At 68.0% G+C, this 16,269-nt stretch carries 15 protein-coding genes; 2 read left to right on the forward strand and 13 right to left on the reverse strand.

What is annotated here, in order from left to right; all coding sequences use genetic code 11:
* Positions 1 to 414 precede the first annotated feature (414 nt).
* Positions 415 to 723 (forward strand): hypothetical protein, encoded by a 309-nt coding sequence (locus CK951_RS05365; RefSeq protein ID WP_096785177.1) that lies wholly within the window; start codon positions 415 to 417, stop codon positions 721 to 723.
* Between the two features lie 35 nt (positions 724 to 758).
* Here CK951_RS05365 and CK951_RS05370 read toward each other — a convergent pair whose 3' ends face one another.
* The 8 genes from CK951_RS05370 to CK951_RS05405 all read right to left on the reverse strand — a co-directional run bounded on the left by CK951_RS05370 (position 759) and on the right by CK951_RS05405 (position 9,746).
* Positions 759 to 2,000: an FAD-binding oxidoreductase gene (locus tag CK951_RS05370; protein WP_096785178.1), complete on the reverse strand. Its 1,242-nt coding sequence runs from the start codon at positions 1,998 to 2,000 to the stop codon at positions 759 to 761.
* Between the two features lie 46 nt (positions 2,001 to 2,046).
* Positions 2,047 to 3,192, reverse strand: a complete 1,146-nt coding sequence (locus CK951_RS05375) for an iron-containing alcohol dehydrogenase (RefSeq protein ID WP_096785179.1) — start codon at positions 3,190 to 3,192, stop codon at positions 2,047 to 2,049.
* Entirely contained in the window at positions 3,189 to 4,577 is a 1,389-nt protein-coding gene (locus CK951_RS05380; protein WP_096785180.1) for an aldehyde dehydrogenase family protein, read from the reverse strand. The genes CK951_RS05375 and CK951_RS05380 overlap by 4 nt, the downstream gene beginning before the upstream one ends.
* Positions 4,578 to 4,589: 12 nt before the next feature.
* Complete coding sequence (locus CK951_RS05385) at positions 4,590 to 5,969, reverse strand: glutamine synthetase family protein (protein WP_096785181.1); 1,380 nt, start codon at positions 5,967 to 5,969, stop codon at positions 4,590 to 4,592.
* A gap of 72 nt (positions 5,970 to 6,041) precedes the next feature.
* A complete protein-coding gene (locus CK951_RS05390) occupies positions 6,042 to 7,079 on the reverse strand; it encodes a TRAP transporter substrate-binding protein (RefSeq protein WP_096785182.1) in 1,038 nt (345 codons plus the stop codon).
* Between the two features lie 53 nt (positions 7,080 to 7,132).
* Positions 7,133 to 8,458, reverse strand: coding sequence for a TRAP transporter large permease subunit (locus CK951_RS05395; protein ID WP_096785183.1), 1,326 nt, complete (start codon positions 8,456 to 8,458; stop codon positions 7,133 to 7,135).
* A complete protein-coding gene (locus tag CK951_RS05400) occupies positions 8,458 to 8,964 on the reverse strand; it encodes a TRAP transporter small permease subunit (RefSeq protein WP_096785184.1) in 507 nt (168 codons plus the stop codon). The genes CK951_RS05395 and CK951_RS05400 overlap by 1 nt, the downstream gene beginning before the upstream one ends.
* A 2-nt stretch (positions 8,965 to 8,966) precedes the next feature.
* Positions 8,967 to 9,746, reverse strand: a complete 780-nt coding sequence (locus CK951_RS05405; protein WP_096785185.1) for an N-formylglutamate amidohydrolase — start codon at positions 9,744 to 9,746, stop codon at positions 8,967 to 8,969.
* A gap of 162 nt (positions 9,747 to 9,908) precedes the next feature.
* Between CK951_RS05405 and CK951_RS05410 the strand changes: the two genes are divergently transcribed.
* Positions 9,909 to 10,775, forward strand: coding sequence for a MurR/RpiR family transcriptional regulator (locus tag CK951_RS05410; protein WP_096785186.1), 867 nt, complete (start codon positions 9,909 to 9,911; stop codon positions 10,773 to 10,775).
* A gap of 9 nt (positions 10,776 to 10,784) precedes the next feature.
* On the opposite strand, the gene CK951_RS05415 is transcribed toward CK951_RS05410, so the two are convergent.
* From CK951_RS05415 to mreC, 5 genes are read right to left on the reverse strand one after another with little or no spacing between them, the layout of a single operon-like run.
* Entirely contained in the window at positions 10,785 to 11,714 is a 930-nt protein-coding gene (locus CK951_RS05415; RefSeq protein WP_096785187.1) for a glyoxylate/hydroxypyruvate reductase A, read from the reverse strand.
* Positions 11,711 to 12,850, reverse strand: coding sequence for a rod shape-determining protein RodA (gene rodA, locus CK951_RS05420; RefSeq protein ID WP_096785188.1), 1,140 nt, complete (start codon positions 12,848 to 12,850; stop codon positions 11,711 to 11,713). Before rodA ends, CK951_RS05415 begins: the two co-directional genes overlap by 4 nt.
* A gap of 8 nt (positions 12,851 to 12,858) precedes the next feature.
* On the reverse strand, positions 12,859 to 14,805 hold the full coding sequence (gene mrdA, locus CK951_RS05425) for a penicillin-binding protein 2 (RefSeq protein WP_096785189.1): 1,947 nt from the start codon (positions 14,803 to 14,805) through the stop codon (positions 12,859 to 12,861).
* Entirely contained in the window at positions 14,802 to 15,341 is a 540-nt protein-coding gene (locus CK951_RS05430) for a rod shape-determining protein MreD (protein ID WP_096785190.1), read from the reverse strand. The genes mrdA and CK951_RS05430 overlap by 4 nt, the downstream gene beginning before the upstream one ends.
* Entirely contained in the window at positions 15,334 to 16,242 is a 909-nt protein-coding gene (mreC, locus tag CK951_RS05435) for a rod shape-determining protein MreC (protein WP_096785191.1), read from the reverse strand. Before mreC ends, CK951_RS05430 begins: the two co-directional genes overlap by 8 nt.
* Positions 16,243 to 16,269: the final 27 nt, after the last annotated feature.

Here is a 16,269-nt window from a genome sequence, read left to right on the forward strand (position 1 = left end):
GGGGGGCGCCCGCGTCCTCTGCCCCGTGGCCGGGGCGGCCCCGCCTGCGTCGAAGCTCCGGCAGTGCCGGAGGGGCCGGGCGTCGCCCCGATGATCCGGCTTGACGGCGGCTTGGCGCGCTTCACCTTCTTCTTCGCCGGCAGGTCCGGCGACCAGATGGAGTGATCCCGTGACGCCCGCTCCTCACTCTCTCGGCGGCAGCCGCATTCCGCGGTGCGTCTTCGGTGCGTGCAAGGCGCCCGGACGCGGCGCTCTCTGGCTGACGCCGGTTGCCGACACGGGCCGTTCCGGACTGCGGCCCGTCCCTTCTGCAGCTGCGGGCTGCGTCGTGGAACCGGATTCAACCGCTGATGTTGGCTGCATGACGGCAGGCGCCGGACCTCGCCGCCGGAGCTTGACCGAGGAACCCTTCCGATGGCTCATCCGCCCCTCAGACTCGTGATCCTTGCGTTCATCGCGGCGCTGCCGCAGACGGCGGCTGCGCATGACTGGTATCCCTTCACCTGCTGCTCGGACCGCGACTGCGGGCCGGTCAGCGAAAGCGAGGTGACGGCCGGTCCGAAGGGCTGGGTCATCCGCTCCACCGGCGAGGTCATCGGCTATGACGACGAGCGCCTGATGCTGACCCCGCGACAGGCCGGCAACAGCTTCCACCGCTGCAGTGCCGACGGCAAGCCCGAGGGCAAGACCATCTGCCTGTTCGTCCCGCAGTTCGGAAGCTGATCGGGCCTCCCGCGTCCGGGCCAGCGCGTCGTGGGTCAGAACCGCGAGGGCAGGTAAGGCGTGATGTCCAGTTCGGGCTGTTTCGCGTCGAGCAGGTCCGCCACGATGCGCGCAGTGACCGGCGCCAGCGTCAGGCCGATGTGGCCGTGTCCATAGGCGTGCAGGATCTCGGGCCCCGCCCGCGACGGGCCGATGACCGGCAGGCTGTCCGGCATCGAGGGGCGGAAGCCCATCCAGCTGCGCGACGGCTCTCCCAGATCGGGAAAGATCGCCCGGGCGCCCGACACCAGCCGCGCGATCCGGTGCGGCGAGGGCGGGGCCGTGAGGCCACCCAGCTCGACCGTTCCCGCCACCCGCAGCCGCCCGGTCATCGGGCACAGGTAGAAGCCGCGCGCGGTGGGGCAGGTCGGCCGCGTGAGCCTCGGCGTGCTCATGTCCCATTCGACATGATAGCCGCGCTCGGTATCGAGGGGGACGCGGTCACCCGCCCGGGCCGCCAATCCCCGCGAATGTGCGCCGGCGGCAATCACCGCGCGCCGCCCGTGAACCGCAAGGCCCTTGCCGCTGACGATCACCCCGTCCACGCGCCGCTCCAGCCCCTCGGCGCGGGACTTCACGATCTGGACCCCCGCCCGCCGTGCGGCGGCAGCGATCAGGGCCACCATCCTGCCCGGATCCGACAGGAAGACCGCGCCGGGAAAGAAGGCGGCCCCCGCCATCGGCGGCAGCGACGGCTCCATCGCGGCCAGTGCCGGGGCAGGCAGCAACTCGACCGAGACGCCGAGCGTGCGCCGGAAGGCCATGTCCCGTTCGGCCGCGCGGAAGGCGGCTGCGGTTTCGTAGGCGTAAAGGCAGCCGCGGTGGTTCAGAAGCGCGGTGCCCCCGACCTCGGCCGCCATCGCCTCCCAGCTTCGCGTGGCCGAGGCGAGCAGGGCGGCGATGGCCGTCGCGTTGCGGCGCGCCGCAACGGGCAGCGATTGCGCCGCAAAACGCAGCAGCCACGGCGCGAGCGTGGGCAGCGCGGCATGCCGGATCGCGAGCGGCGAGTTCCGGTCGAACAGCAGCGACGGCAACGACTTAAGGACATCCGGCGTGCCCACGGGCAGCACGGCATAATCGGCAATGGTTCCCGCATTGCCATGCGATGCCCCCGCGCCCGGCTCCTCGGGTTCGATCAGGATCACCGAGCGGCCGCGCCCGGCCACGGTCAGCGCGATGGCAAGGCCTACGACGCCGCCACCGATGACGACCGTGTCCGAGGAGAGGTGCTGGATCATCCGGGTCTCCGAACGCGGCCCGAAGCGGGTTCGGGCCGCGCCTCCGTCACAGGCAGGCTTCGAACAGCGCGCGGGTGTTCTCGCGCGTCATCTCGATCGGATTGCCGCCGCAGGACGGGTCCTCCAGCGCCATCTCGGTCAACTCGTCCAGCCGCGCGGCCTCGACACCCATCGCCGACAGGGTCTCGGGGATCGCAAGTTCGGCACGCAACGCCATGATCTTTCCGCGGAAGCCGTCAAAGCCACCCGAAATGCCGAGATAGGCCGCGGCGCGCTCGATGCGCTCTTCGATGGCCGGGCGGTTGAAGTCCAGCACCATCGGCATCACCACGGCGTTCGTCGTGCCGTGGTGGGTGTTGTAGACCGCGCCGACCGGATGGCTCAGCGAATGGATCGCGCCGAGGCCCTTCTGGAACGCCACCGCCCCCATCGCCGCCGCAGCCATCATGTGGGCGCGGGCCTCGAGGTCGTTCGGATTGGCGTAAACCTTCGGCAGGTTCTCGAACACCAGCCGCATGCCTTCCAGCGCGATGCCCTGGCTCATCGGATGGTAGAAGGGCGAGCAATAGGCTTCGAGGCAATGCGCCAGCGCGTCCATCCCCGTTCCTGCGGTAATGAACTTCGGCATCCCCACCGTCAGTTCCGGATCGCAGATCGTGACGGCCGGCAGCAGCTTCGGGTGGAAGATGATCTTCTTCTTGTGGGTCTCGGAGTTCGTCAGCACCCCCGCACGCCCCACCTCGGAGCCGGTCCCGGCGGTCGTCGGCACCGCCACGATGGGCGCGATCTTCGACGCATCCGCCCGCGTCCACCAGTCGCCGATGTCCTCCAGATCCCAGACGCTCACGCTCTGGTCGTGCATCAGCGCGATCATCTTGCCAAGGTCGAGCGCCGAGCCACCGCCGAAGCAGATCACCCCATCATGGCCGCCCGCCTTGTAGGCGGCGATGCCGGCCTCCATGTTCTTCTCGTTCGGGTTCGGATCGACCTCCGAGAAGCAGGCACGGCCGAGGCCGGCCGCTTCCAGTTGATCGAGCGCGGCCAGCGTGATCGGCAGCGATGCCAGCGCCTTGTCGGTGACCAGAAGCGGCTTCTTCAGCCCGATGGCCTTGCACTGTTCGGCCAGTTCCGCGATGCGGCCCGCGCCGAACTTGACGGCGGTGGGATAGGACCAGTTCGCCCGGAGGGTCATTTCGTCACCTTCTTCAGATGGTAGGATTTCGGCCGGGTGACCGACATGTAGCCCAAGGCCGAGAGCGCCGCGCCCCGGCCGGTGTCCTTGCAGCCCGTCCAGCACAGCGCGGGGTCAAGGTAGTCGCAGCGGTTCATGAAGACCGTCCCGGTCTCGATCCGCGCGCCGATTTCGGCCGCGGCCTCGGCGTCGGCGGTCCAGATCGAGCAGGTCAGGCCGTAGGGGCTGTCGTTCATCAGGCCGATGGCTTCCTCGTCGCCCGAGACCTTCATGATGCCGACCACGGGGCCGAACGATTCCTCCTTCATCACCCGCATGTCGTGGGTGACGTTGGTCAGGATCTGCGGCGCGAGATAGGCGCCGCCGTCGTCAGCCGGGAAATCGGTGGGGTCGATCAGCGGCGTGGCACCGGCGGCGATGGCCTCCGCCACCTGCTCGCGCACCACGCGGGCGAAGCGGACGTTCGCCATCGGCCCGAGCGTGGTTTCGGGCTCGAACGGGTTGCCGAGCTTCAGCGCCTTGACCCAGGCCACCGCCTTTTCCACGAAGGCGTCATACAGGCTTTCGTGGACATAGATCCGCTCGATCCCGCAGCAGCACTGGCCGGCGTTGAACATCGCGCCGTCCATCAGGCTGTCCACCGCGGCGTCCAGATCGGCATCCGCGCGGACATAGCCCGGATCCTTGCCGCCCAGTTCCAGCCCCAGCGCGGTGAAGGTGCCCGCCGCCGCGCGCTCGATGGCCGCGCCGCCCCCGACCGAGCCGGTGAAGTTCACGAAGCCGAAGGCCCGCGCCCCGATCAGCGCCTCGGTCGTGGCGTGGTCGAGGACGACGTTCTGGAACACGTCCTCCGGCACGCCGGCGGCGTGGAAGGCCTCGGCCAGACGCTCGCCCACCAGCAGGGTCTGGCTGGCGTGCTTGAGCACCACCGCATTGCCGGCGATCAGCGCGGGGACCAGCGTGTTGATCGTCGTCAGGTAGGGGTAGTTCCAGGGGGCGATGATGAAGACCACGCCCACCGGTTCGCGCAGGATGCGGCGTTCGAACCGGTCGGAGGCTTCGGCCACCATCGGGGCCAGCGCGCTTTCCGCGATCTCGGACATGTAGGCGGTGCGGTCGTTCACGCCGCCGAACTCGCCGCCGAAGCGGGTGGGGCGGCCCATCTGCCAGGCCAGTTCCTCGACGATCTGCTCCTTCATCTCGTTGAGCATGGCCACTCCGGCCTTGACCAGCGCGATGCGCTCCTGAAGCGGGCGAGCGGCCCAGGCCGGTTGCGCGGCCTTCGCGCGGGCGGCCACGGCTTTCGCCTCCTCCATCGAGAGCGGCATCCGCTCGGCATAGACCCGCCCGTCCACGGGCGAGATCAGCTGGATCGGTTTCGTCATGTTGTTCCCCGTTCAGGCGCGCTCGAAAAGGCGGGCCAGTTCGAAATCGGTGACCACGCGGTCCTGCTCCTGGATCTCCCATTCGGCCGCATGGTGGTAGTGCTCGACGACCTCGTCGCCCATCGCCGCGCGCAGCATCGCCGAGCCCTTGAGAAGTTCCGCCGCCTCGCGCAGCGTCTTCGGGATCTCGCGGATGCCGGCGGTCGAATACATGTCGCCGCGCATTTCGACTTCCAGATCCATCTTCTGCTCGATGCCGTCAAGCCCCGCCGCAAGCAGCGCCGCACAGGCGAGATAGGGGTTCAGGTCGGCCCCGCCGATCCGGCATTCGATGCGGACGGCCTTGGTGCCCTCGCCGCAGACGCGGAAGCCCGCGGTGCGGTTGTCCCGGCTCCAGACCGCCTTGGTGGGGGCGAACATGCCGATGCAGAAGCGCTTGTAGCTGTTGATGTAGGGCGCAAGGAAAGCCGTGATCTCCTGCGCATGGGCGAGTTGCCCGGCAAGGAAGTGCTTCATCGTGGCCGACATGCCGTGCGGGTCGTCCCGGTCGAAGAAGGCGGGCTTGCCGTCCAGCGTCCAGAGCGACTGGTGGATGTGGCTCGAAGAGCCCGCGCGGCGGTGGTCGTACTTCGCCATGAAGGTCACGGACTTGCCGGCGGCATGGGCGATGTCCTTCACCGCCATCTTGGTGATCGCGTGGCTGTCGGCCGTGTCGAGCGCGTCCGAGTATTTCACGTTGATCTCTTCCTGCCCGGCCTCGGCCTCGCCCTTCGAGCATTCGACGGGGATGCCCGCACCGAAGAGACCGTTGCGCAGCGTGCGCATCACGGCCTCTTCCTTCGAGGTCTGGAAGATGTGGTAGTCCTCGTTGTAGGCGCTGATCGGCTTCAGGTCGCGGATCTGGCCGCTTCCCTGCATCGAGTCGCGCACTGCATCGAACGATGTCTCGAACAGGAAGAATTCCAGTTCCGTGGCCATCATCACCTTGAAGCCCATCGCTTCCGCCCGCGCCACCTGCCGCTTCAGGATCGCGCGGGGGGATTGGGGCACCTCGTGATGGTGATGGTCGAGCAGGTCGCAGAGCACCAGCGCCGTCCCCTCCTGCCAGGGCAGCACCCGCAGCGTGCCCATGTCGGGCTTCATGACGTAATCGCCATAGCCCTTTTCCCAGCCCGAGGTCTTGTAGCCGGGAACGGTGGTCATCTCCATGTCGATGGCCAGCAGGTAGTCGCAGCAGTGCGTCTCGTGGTGGGCGCTCTCGATGAAGTGGCGCGCGTGGAAGCGCTTGCCCATCAGGCGGCCCTGCATGTCCACGCAGGCCACGAGAACCGTGTCGATCTCGCCGCGCTCCACGGCCTCTTTCAGCGCGTCGAATGTCATGTTGCCGGGCATGGGGTCCTCGTTCAGTCACGGGCAGGGCGGAAGACGTCGGGGCGGCCGGGGAAGGGGCCGCCCCGCAGGGCGTCAGGAGAAGCGGTAGGGGGGACCGGCCTTCTTCATCGCCTCGTTGTAGTCCTTGATGATCTTGACCACCTTGGCCTTGGTCTCGGATTCCTGCGCGATCTCGTCCCAGAACTCGACCGCGGCATTCTCGACCTGCGCCCACTCCGCATCCGGGATGGTGGTCAGCTTCAGCTTGGTCTCGTTGACGCGCAGATGCGCCTCGCCGGCCCAGTACCAGTGCTGGCGGTAGTAGTGCGACTGCTCGAAGCAGACCCGCAGCAGTTCCTGCAGATGCGGCGGGACCTCGTTCCAGCGGTCCATGTTGGCGAAGAAATGCCCGATCCAGGCGCCCGAGATGTTGTTGGTCAGGAAGTAGTCGGTCGCATTGGCCCAGCCAACCGTATAGACCTCGGTGATGCCGGACCAGGCGAGGCCGTCAAGCTCGCCGGTCTGCAGCGCGACCTCGACATCCTCCCAGGGCAGGGTCACCGGCACCACGCCGAAGCGGGTGAGGAACCGGCCCGCGGTCGGGAAGGTGAAGATGCGCAGGCCCTCGAGGTCCTTCAGCGCGTTGATCGGCTTCTTGGTCGAGAAGTTGCACGGGTCCCACGAGCCCGCCGAGATGTGCTTGACGCCCACCTTGGCGTATTCCTCGGCCCAGATCGCGCCGAGGCCGTATTTGTTGAACAGCGCCGGCACGTCGAGCGAGTAGCGCAGCGCCAGCGGGAAGTAGCCGCCGAACACCGTCACCTCGGTCGGCGAGGCCATCGAGTCGTCGTCGGACTGCACGCAGTCGATGGTGCCGCGCTGCATGGCCTGGAAAAGCTCGGCCGTCGGCACCAGCTGGTCCGAATAGAACAGCTCGATCTCCATCTGGCCCTGCGCGATGGTGTTGAAGGACTCCACCGCAGGTTTCACGACATGCTCGCCGAGTGCCGCGCCGGCATAGGTTTGCATCCGCCACTTGATCGGCGCCTGCGCGCGCGTCACGGCAGGGGCTGCAAGGCTTGCGGCGCCGGCAATGGCGCCGGTGGTCAGGAACTTCCGTCTTGTCGTCATCAGAGACCTCCAATGTTGGGGCGGGGACGGTTCAGGCCGCCCCTCATTCACTGTCACTTCACGTAAAGCGTCTGGGGCAGCCAAAGCGCGATCTGCGGGAAGGTCATGACCAGCGCGAGCGCGACGATCATGAGCCCGACGAAGGGTGCGATCGACCGATAGATGTCCTGAATCGTGATCTCGGGCGGCGCCATGGCGCGCATCAGGAACAGGTTGTAACCGAAGGGCGGCGTCAGATAGGCGACCTGGCAGGTGATGGTGTAAAGAACGCCATACCAGATCAGGTCGAAGCCGAGCGCCCCGACGAGCGGCACGAAAAGCGGCGCCACGATCACCAGCATCGCCGTGTCGTCGAGGAACATCCCCATGATCAGGTAGGTCAGCTGCATCAGGATCAGGATGGTCCAGGGCGAGAGGCCCAGTTGCTCGACGAAGAGCCCTTCGATCGCCCGCACCGCGCCGAGGCCGTCGAACACCGCGCCGAAGGACAGCGCGGCCAGGATGATCCACATGAACATGCACGAGATCGCCAGCGTCGCCCGGGTCGAGGTTTCGAACACCTCGCGGGTGAAGCGGCCCTTGGCCACGGCCGCCCCCGTCGTGACCAGTGCCCCGATCACCGAGCTTTCGACGAGGCTGGTCCAGCCCTTCACGAAGGGCACCATCATGGCGAAGAAGATGAACAGCGGCAGAAGGCCCGCGCCGAGCAGGCGGAACTTCTCGCCCCGCGTGATCGTCGCGCGCTCCTCCGCGGCCAGCGGCGGCCCGTAGGTCGGGTTCAGATGGCAACGGATCCAGATGTAGGCGATGAAAAGGCCTGCCATCATCAGCCCCGGCAGCACCCCCGCCAGCCAGAGCTGCCCCACCGGCTGCCGCGCGATCATCGCGTAAAGCACCAGCACGACCGAGGGCGGGATCAGGATGCCGAGGCTCGACCCGGCCTGGATCGCGCCCGTTACCATCACCTTGTCGTAGCGCCGCCGCAGCAGCTCGGGCAGCGCGATGGTCGAGCCGATCGCCATGCCCGCGACCGAAAGCCCGTTCATCGCCGAGATCAGCACCATCAGGAGGATCGTGCCGATGGCAAGCCCGCCCGGCACCGGGCCGAACCAGACGTGGAACATCCGGTAAAGGTCGTCGGCCAGCCGCGTCTCGCTCATGACGTAGCCCATGAAGATGAACATGGGCAGCGTCAGCAGCGGATACCACTTCATCAGCTTCATCGCCGCCGAGAAGCCCATGCTCTGCCCGCCGGTGCCCCACAGCGCGAGCGAGGCGACCAGCGCCACGGCGCCGATCACGCCGAACACCCGCTGGCCGGTCAGCATCAGCAGCAGCATCGACGAGAACATCAGGAGGGCGATCATCTCGTAGGACATCAGATCGTCTTCCCGCGCAGGGTCGCGATGTCGCGGATCAGGAACGCGACGGACTGCAGGATCATCAGCGTGAAGCCCAGGCACATCACGACCTTGATCGGCCAGAGGTAGGGCCTCCACGCGGTCGGGCTGCGCTCGCCGTATTGCAGGGAGTAGATGGTGGAGTCGATCGCCCCCCAGAGCATCACGCAGAGGTAGAAGATCACCGCGAAGATGGTCAGCGCGTCCCACCAGCTTTTCTTGCGGAGCGGCCAGTCGGCATAAAGCAGGTCCATCCGGACGTGGCTGCCCATCTGCATCGAATAGGGCCCGCCGAGGATGAAATAGGCCACCATGACGAACTGCGCCGTCTCGAGCGTCCAGAGCGAGGGATTGAAGAAGGTCTTGGAGATCGACGACCAGAGCAGCACGCCCATCAGGACGAACAGCAGATACATGGCGAAGCGGCCGACCCCGTAGTTCAGGCGGTCCACCAGACGGACGAAGGCGACGAGTATCCGGGGCATCGTCACCCTGCCATCGCGGGCCGCGCGACGGCGGCAAGGGCGCGCTCCAGCACCGGGGCGAGGCGCTCGGCCATCGCCTCCTGCGCCTCGGGCCGGTCGATGAGATCGTTGCGGATTTCCAGCATGACGTTCAAAAGCCCATAGGGAAGCGCCTGAAGCCGAAGCGTGTGGGTCACGTCGTCGGCCGCGGAATAGGGCTCGTTCAGGCCCGGGACGAGGCCGCAGCCGCCCGCCGCCTCCAGAACCGCCCGTGCGAGCCGGTCGTCCTCGTCGTGGATGATGCCGAACTCCACCGCGCGCGGCACACCGTGCCAGACCGGCGTGAAGGAATGCACCGTCACCAGCACCGGCTCCAGCCCAAGCGCGATGCGGCGCACGATCTCGGCGCGCAGGCCGGCATGGAAGGGGGCATAGACCGCCGTCGTCCGCAGCGCCTTCTCCTGTGCGTCGAGGCCGGCATTGCCGGGGATGGCGTGCATCTCAGACCGTTCGGCCATCGCCCCAGGCTGGTCGGGCGCCCGGTTGCAGTCATAGACGAGCCTCGACACCGGCGCATGGACCAGCACCGCATCCAGCCGCCGCGCGAGTCCCCTCGAGAGGCCCAGGGCGCCGATATCCCAGGCGATGTGCCCGCGGCGCTGGTCGGCAGTCAGGCCGAGGCTTCCCCACCGCGGTGGCATGTCGTTCGAGGCATGCTCGCAGACCAGAACGAAGCGGCCCTGCCCAGCAGGGTTCTCCACAAGTGCCGGAAAGATTTCCGGTGTTTCGCCGCCTCGGGTCATTATTATTATCCCGATTCACTTCCCTGTCCGGGGAAGGCTCCAACGCCACCGGCTGTTGTGTCAAGAATTTTTCCCCGTTACGCTTCCTGTTAAGATATTTACCAAGACATCCCGCCTCCGTCCGGGACAGATGGCGGGAATGCGGCCAGACGAGGAACCGCCATGAGCCTTTCGGCGATCGAGGAACTGCTGCGGTCCGCGCTGCCGGACCTGACGCGGGCAGAGCGTCAGCTGGCGACCCACATCCTGCGGCAGTATCCCGTTGCCGCGCTGGGCTCGATCACGGCGCTGGCGAAGGCGGCGGACGTCTCGACGCCGACGGTGGTGCGGCTGGTGCAGAAGCTGGGCTTCAAGGGCTATCCCGACTTCCAGTCGGGCCTGCGCGGAGAGGTCGAGGCGATGCTGCTGTCGCCGCTGGCCAAGCACGACCGCTGGGCGGAGGGTGTGCCCGACACGCATATCCTCAACCGGTTCGCGGATGCGGTGGTGGCGAACCTTCAGGCGACGCTGGCCCAGATCGACCATGCCGACTTCGATGCGGCGGCACGGCTGCTCGCGGACCCGGAGCGGCGGATCTTCGCGCTGGGCGGGCGGATCACCCATGCTCTTGCCGACTATTTCGTCACGCTGATGAAGGTGGTGCGCCCCGAGGTCACGCTGCTGTCGGACATGTCGAGCACCTGGCCCCCGGCGCTGCTCGACATGGGACGGGGCGACGTGCTGCTGGTGTTCGACATCCGCCGCTACGAGAACATGGTGCTGCAGGTGGTGGAACTGGCGGTGGAGCAGGGGGTCGAGGTGGTCCTGATCACCGACCGGTGGATCTCGCCGGCGGCCGCCCATGCCCGGCACACCTTCTCGTGTCAGGTCGAGGCGCCCTCCGCCTGGGATTCCACGGTGACCGTGCTGGTGCTGGTCGAGACGCTGCTTTCGGCGGTGCAGGGCCTGACCTGGGACCGGACGGAAGAGCGCATGAAGCGGCTCGAGGATCTCTATGCCCGCTCGCGGTTCTTCCGCCGGCACCGGTGACGCGGAACCTCAGTAGCCGCGGCTGCGGTCCACCAGATGCAGGAAGGGCTCGCCCGCCTCGCCGCGGCGGATGTTCTCGGCGATCACCCGGCTTGCGCTGGCGGGACGGGTCTCGGCCGCGATATGCGGCGTGACCGTCACCTTCGGGTGGTGACGGAAGGGATGGTCGTCGGGCAGCGGCTCGATGCGGAACACGTCGAGCGTGGCATGGCCCAGATGCCCGGCATCCAGCGCGGCGATCAGCGCCTCGTCGTCGATCAGCGTGCCGCGGCCGGGGTTCAGAACCACCGCGCCCGGCGGCAGCCACGCCAGCCGCCGCGCATCAAGCAGGTTCTCGGTCTCGGGCGTGGCGGGCAGCAGCGTCACGACGATCCCCGCCTCGCGCAGCACGCGCTCCAGCCCGGCCTCGCCGTGATGCGTCTCCAGATCGGCAAGGCGCTTCTCGCTGCGGCTCCAGCCCAGCACGCGGAAGTTCAGCCCGGCCAGCGCCCGGGCCGCGGCCGCGCCCAGTTCTCCCAAGCCTAGCATCGCCACGGTGCGCTCGCGCGCGAGCGGCGGGGCGACCTGCTGCCAGCCCGGCTCGCCCCTGATCCAGCGGTCGAGCCCGAGGTGATGGCGCAGCACGTGGCCCGTGACCCATTCCACCATGCCCTCGGTCATCGCAGGATCGACCATGCGGCAGAGCGGCTGGGTCAGGCTCGCGTTGCCGACGATCCGCTCGACCCCGGCCCAGAGGCCCAGCACCGCCTTGGCGTTGCGGTAGGGCGTGAAGTCCGAGACATCGCCGCCGGGCGCGAAGACGATGTAATCGACCGCCTCGGGATCGGGCGCGTCAGCGACCAGACGCGCCGTCACGCCGGCCTCGGCCAGGGCGGCCGTCAGATGGTCACGGTAGAGGGGCCAGCGCCGGGCGCCGGCGGCGAAGAGGACAAGGGTCATCGCAACCTGTGGACATGGGCGCTCTGAACCAGGCCGAAGGCCGCCATCAGCACCAGCATGGCCGAGCCGCCATAGCTGACCAGCGGCAGGGGCACGCCCACGACCGGCGCCATGCCCATGACCATCGACAGGTTCACCGCGAGGTAGAAGAAGAAGTTGGCCGCGATCCCCAGGATCAGCAGCGACGAGAAGCGGTCCCGGTTCTGCAGCGCCGATGCCACGCAGAAGGCGATGACAAGCGCATAGAGCACCAGAAGCGAGGCGGCGCCGACGAAGCCGAACTCCTCGGCCAACGTGTTGAAGATGAAGTCGGTGTGCTTCTCGGGCAGGAAGTTCAGCCGGCTCTGCGTGCCCTGCATGAAGCCCTTGCCGGTCCAGCCGCCGGACCCCAGCGCGATCTTGGCCTGGATGATGTTGTAGCCCGCCCCCAGCGGATCGGCGGCCGGGTCGAAGAAGGTGTCGATCCGGCGATACTGGTAGTCGTGCAGGAACTGCCAGGGCGTGCCGCGCAGCGTGAATACGGAAAAGATCGCGCCCACGCCCATCGCCGCGACGATGCCGAAATACCAGAAGCTCACGCCGGCAAGGAACATGACCGAGGCGCCGACCATCAGCAGCAGCAGCGCCGTCCCGAGGTTCGGCTGGATGATGACCAGCGCGGTCGGCACGAGGATCATCACGACGGGGATCAGCACCCAGAGCGGGCGCGAGACCTTCCTCGGGTCGAGCCAGTCGTAATAGGCCGCCAGCATCATGACCAGCGTGACCTTGGCCAGCTCCGACGGCTGCAGCACCAGCGGGCCGACCGAGATCCAGCGCTGCGCGCCCATGCCCACGGTGCCGAACAGCTCCACCACCACCAGAAGCGCCAGCGACACCAGATAGGCGAGGCCCGCCATGTTGCGCCAGAACCAGATCGGCACGAAGGCGATGGCGAACATCAGCACGAGGCCGACCGCAAAGCGCTTCATCTGCGGCCCGGCCCAGGTGTCGAGGTCGCCCCCCGCCACGGAATAGAGCATGAGCCAGCCCACCGAGGCGGTGGCCGTCACCAGAAGCACCAGCGCCCAGTTCACGTGCAGCACCTTGGAAAGGCCGGAAGGTGCTGTCTTGACGCGATATTCCAGGAAACTCATGGCACGCCTCAGGCCCGAGAGCGGGCGGTGACTTCAGGTTCGATCTTGCGCAGCGGAAGGCCGTTCAGCAGCGTCTCCATCCGTCCGCGCTGGCTGGAGGGATAGGCGTCCAGCGGCGGCAGGGGCCCCGGCGTCAGGCAGCGCAGGATCACGTCGCGCACGATGGGACCGGCGACCGAAGAGCCGCCGCCGCCATGTTCCACCACCGCCGCCACCGCCACCCTCGGCGCATCGAACGGGGCAAAGCCCACGAACAGCGCGTGGTCGCGCCGCTCCCATGGCAGCTGCTCGTTCGAGATCACGCCCCGCGCCCGCTCGGCGGCCGAGATGTTGCGCACCTGGCTGGTGCCGGACTTGCCCGCCATCACCAGCGCAGGATCGGCAATGCGGTTGGAATAGCCGGTGCCGCGCTTGGCGTTGACGACGGAGTGCATCCCGTTGCGCACCGCGCGCAGCAGCCGGCCCTCCACGCCCAGCGGCGGCGCCTCGGGCACCGGCACCTCGGCATCGCCGATGGAGCGCACGAGGCGCGGCTGGATCGCCCGGCCGCTGGCGATCCGGGCCGTCATCACCGCCAGTTGCAGCGGCGAGGCCAGCACATAGCCCTGGCCGATCGAGGCGTTGATCGTGTCGCCGATCCGCCACTCCTGCTCGTAGCGCTGGAATTTCCAGGCCTTGTTGGGCATGATCCCTTCGGTGATCGCCGACATCGGCAGGTCGTGCCGCATGCCCAGCCCGAGGCGCTTGCCCATCTCGGCGATCCTGTCGATGCCCACGCGTTGCGCGATGTCGTAGTAATAGACGTCGCAGCTTTCCGACAGCGACCGGTCCAGCGCCACCATGCCGTGCCCGCCGCGCTTCCAGCAGTGGAAGCGCCGCCCACCGGTCTCGTAGTGTCCGGGACAGTAGACCGAGGTGTCGGCGTTGATCACGCCTGCCTCCAGCGCGGCCAGTGCCGTGACCATCTTGAAGGTCGAGCCGGGCGGATAGGCGCCCTGCACCGCCTTGTTGGCCAGCGGCCGGTGGTCGTTCTCGGTCAGCATCGCGTAGTCCTTGAACGAGATGCCGCGCACGAAAAGGTTCGGGTCGAACGAGGGCGAGGAGCAGATCGCAAGGATGTCGCCGTTGGTCACGTCGATGGCCACCGCCGCGGCGCTTTCCGCGCCCAGCCGGGCCTGCACGAAATCCTGCACCTCGGCGTCGATGGTCAGGCGGATGTCGTCGCCGGCCTCGCCCTCGACACGGTCGATCTCGCGCATCATCCGGCCATAGGCGTTGACCTCGATCCGCTTGGTGCCGGCCTTGCCGCGCAGCGTGTCCTCCATCCAGGTTTCGACGCCGATCTTGCCGATCTGGAACTCGGGGATCTTCAGCAGCGGGTCGGGGTCCTCCATCTTCGCCAGGTCCCGCTCGGAGACCGGACCCACATAGCCCACCACATGGGCAAAGTCGGTGTCCAGCGGATAGGCGCGCGACAGGCCGACCTCGGGCGTCACACCAGGCAGCGAGGGCGCGTTGATCGCGACCTTCGAGAGATCCTCCCAGGCCATGCGGTCGGCGACAATCACCGGCACGAAGGGGCTGTGGCGGCGCACCTCGGCCAGGGTCCGCTCGATGTCGGTAGGCGAGAGCGGGATGACCTCGGCCAGCCGCTTCAGCACCGCCTCGACGTCGCCCGCATCCTCGCGCGTGATGACGACGCGGTAGTTCTGCTCGTTTCCGGCGATCAGCCGGCCGTTGCGGTCGAAGATCTGGCCCCGGTTCGGCGGGATCAGGCGGATGTTGATCCGGTTCTCCTCGGCCAGCAGCCGGAACTGGTCGGCCTGATCCACCTGCAGGTAGCGCATCCGCGCGCCCAGCACGGCGAACATCGCCGCCATCCCGCCGCCCAGCAGAAGGGCGCGGCGGTTCACCTTGCGGGCGCTGTCCTCGGTATCGCGGGCCGAGCGTCTCACATCCGCCTCCCGAAGGCATCGAGTTCACCGGGCGCGGGCTTGCGCAGGTCCAGCACCAGCCAGCAGAAGCCCACCGCCAGCGGGTAGAACAGGATCGACATCGCCGTCTGCAGCATCTGCTCGGCCAGCGCAGGCTGCGGCAGGAAGGCCAGCGCGGCGATCGTCCGCTCGGCAAAGCGCAACGCCAGCATCAGGCCCGAGATCAGCAGCCACTCGAAGGGGAAGGTCAGTTCCCGGGTCAGCGCCGCGCGCGAGCGCAGGAATTCCGAAGCGATCAGCACCAGCGCGGCCCACAGCCCCGGCGGGCGCATCAGCAGCAGGTCCTCGGCCAGCAGCACCAGCGCCAGCAGCGGCGCCGGCAGGTAATCGGGACGCCGCATCACCCAGGCGAGGATGAGGCAGAGCAGCAGGTCCGGCCCCGGCCAGCTTCCCGCCTCGGTGCCGAGCGGCAGCATGCGGATCATGAAGACCAGCGCGGCGATGGCCGTGAAGACGGTCGGGTAGAGCCATGCCCGGCGGCGCACGCCCTCAGCCATCGGCGCCCTCCGCCGTGGCCTCGGCGGTCAGGGGCGGGGCAGGGGGCGGCGCGACCAGACTGCCGGGATCGGTGATCGGCTCGAGGTCGTGGCTGCGCAGCACGCGCAGGAATTCGAGCCGCCCGTAATCCGCGGCGAGGCGGACGCGCAGGCGCCGGTCGGGACCCTGGGCGACCTGCCCGACCAGAAGGTCGGCCGGAAACACCCCGCCATCGCCCGAGGTCACCACCCGGTCGCCCGGGCGGACCAGATCGGGCTTGTCGAGGAACTCGAGCGGCGGCGAGGGCGAGTTGTCGCCGGTCAGCAGCGCGACCTGGCCCGAGGGCTGCACCGTCACCGGGATGCGGCTGTTGGAATCGGTCAGCAGGATGACCCGGCTGGTGGTCTGCCCGACGCCCGAGATCCGTCCGACGAGGCCGATCCCGTCCATCGTGGCCCAGCCGTCGCGGATGCCGTCCCGCGCGCCCACGTTCAGCAGGACCGACTGCCGGAAGGGCGAGCCCGAGTCGGCCAGCACCACGCCGGTCACATGGGTCAGCTTCGGATCAAGCCGCACCTGATTGAGATCCAGAAGCCGCGCGTTCTTCTGCTCGAGCTGGAGGGCCGCTTCCTTCCACGCCTTCATCTGCTGAAGTTCTCGGCGCAGCTCCTGGTTCTGCTCGTAGATCCGCGTATAGGACTGGAAGTTCTCGACCATGCCCGCGACCTTGGTCATCGGCCGCATCAGCCATTCAAACGAGGGCACGACACGGTCGATCAATGCCGCGCGGAACTGTTCGACACGCGGGCTGTCGATGCGCCAGATCAGGAAGATCCCGAGCAGCAGCAGCACCAGCCCGCCGACGAGGATGCGGCGGAGCGGACGGGTGAAATCCTCCGGTCTGGTCCGGTCGCGGGCCACGGTCGTTCCTCGTCAGAAGCCGACGCG

It is taken from the genome of Rhodobacter sp. CZR27 (genome assembly GCF_002407205.1).
GTDB lineage: Bacteria > Pseudomonadota > Alphaproteobacteria > Rhodobacterales > Rhodobacteraceae > Cereibacter_A.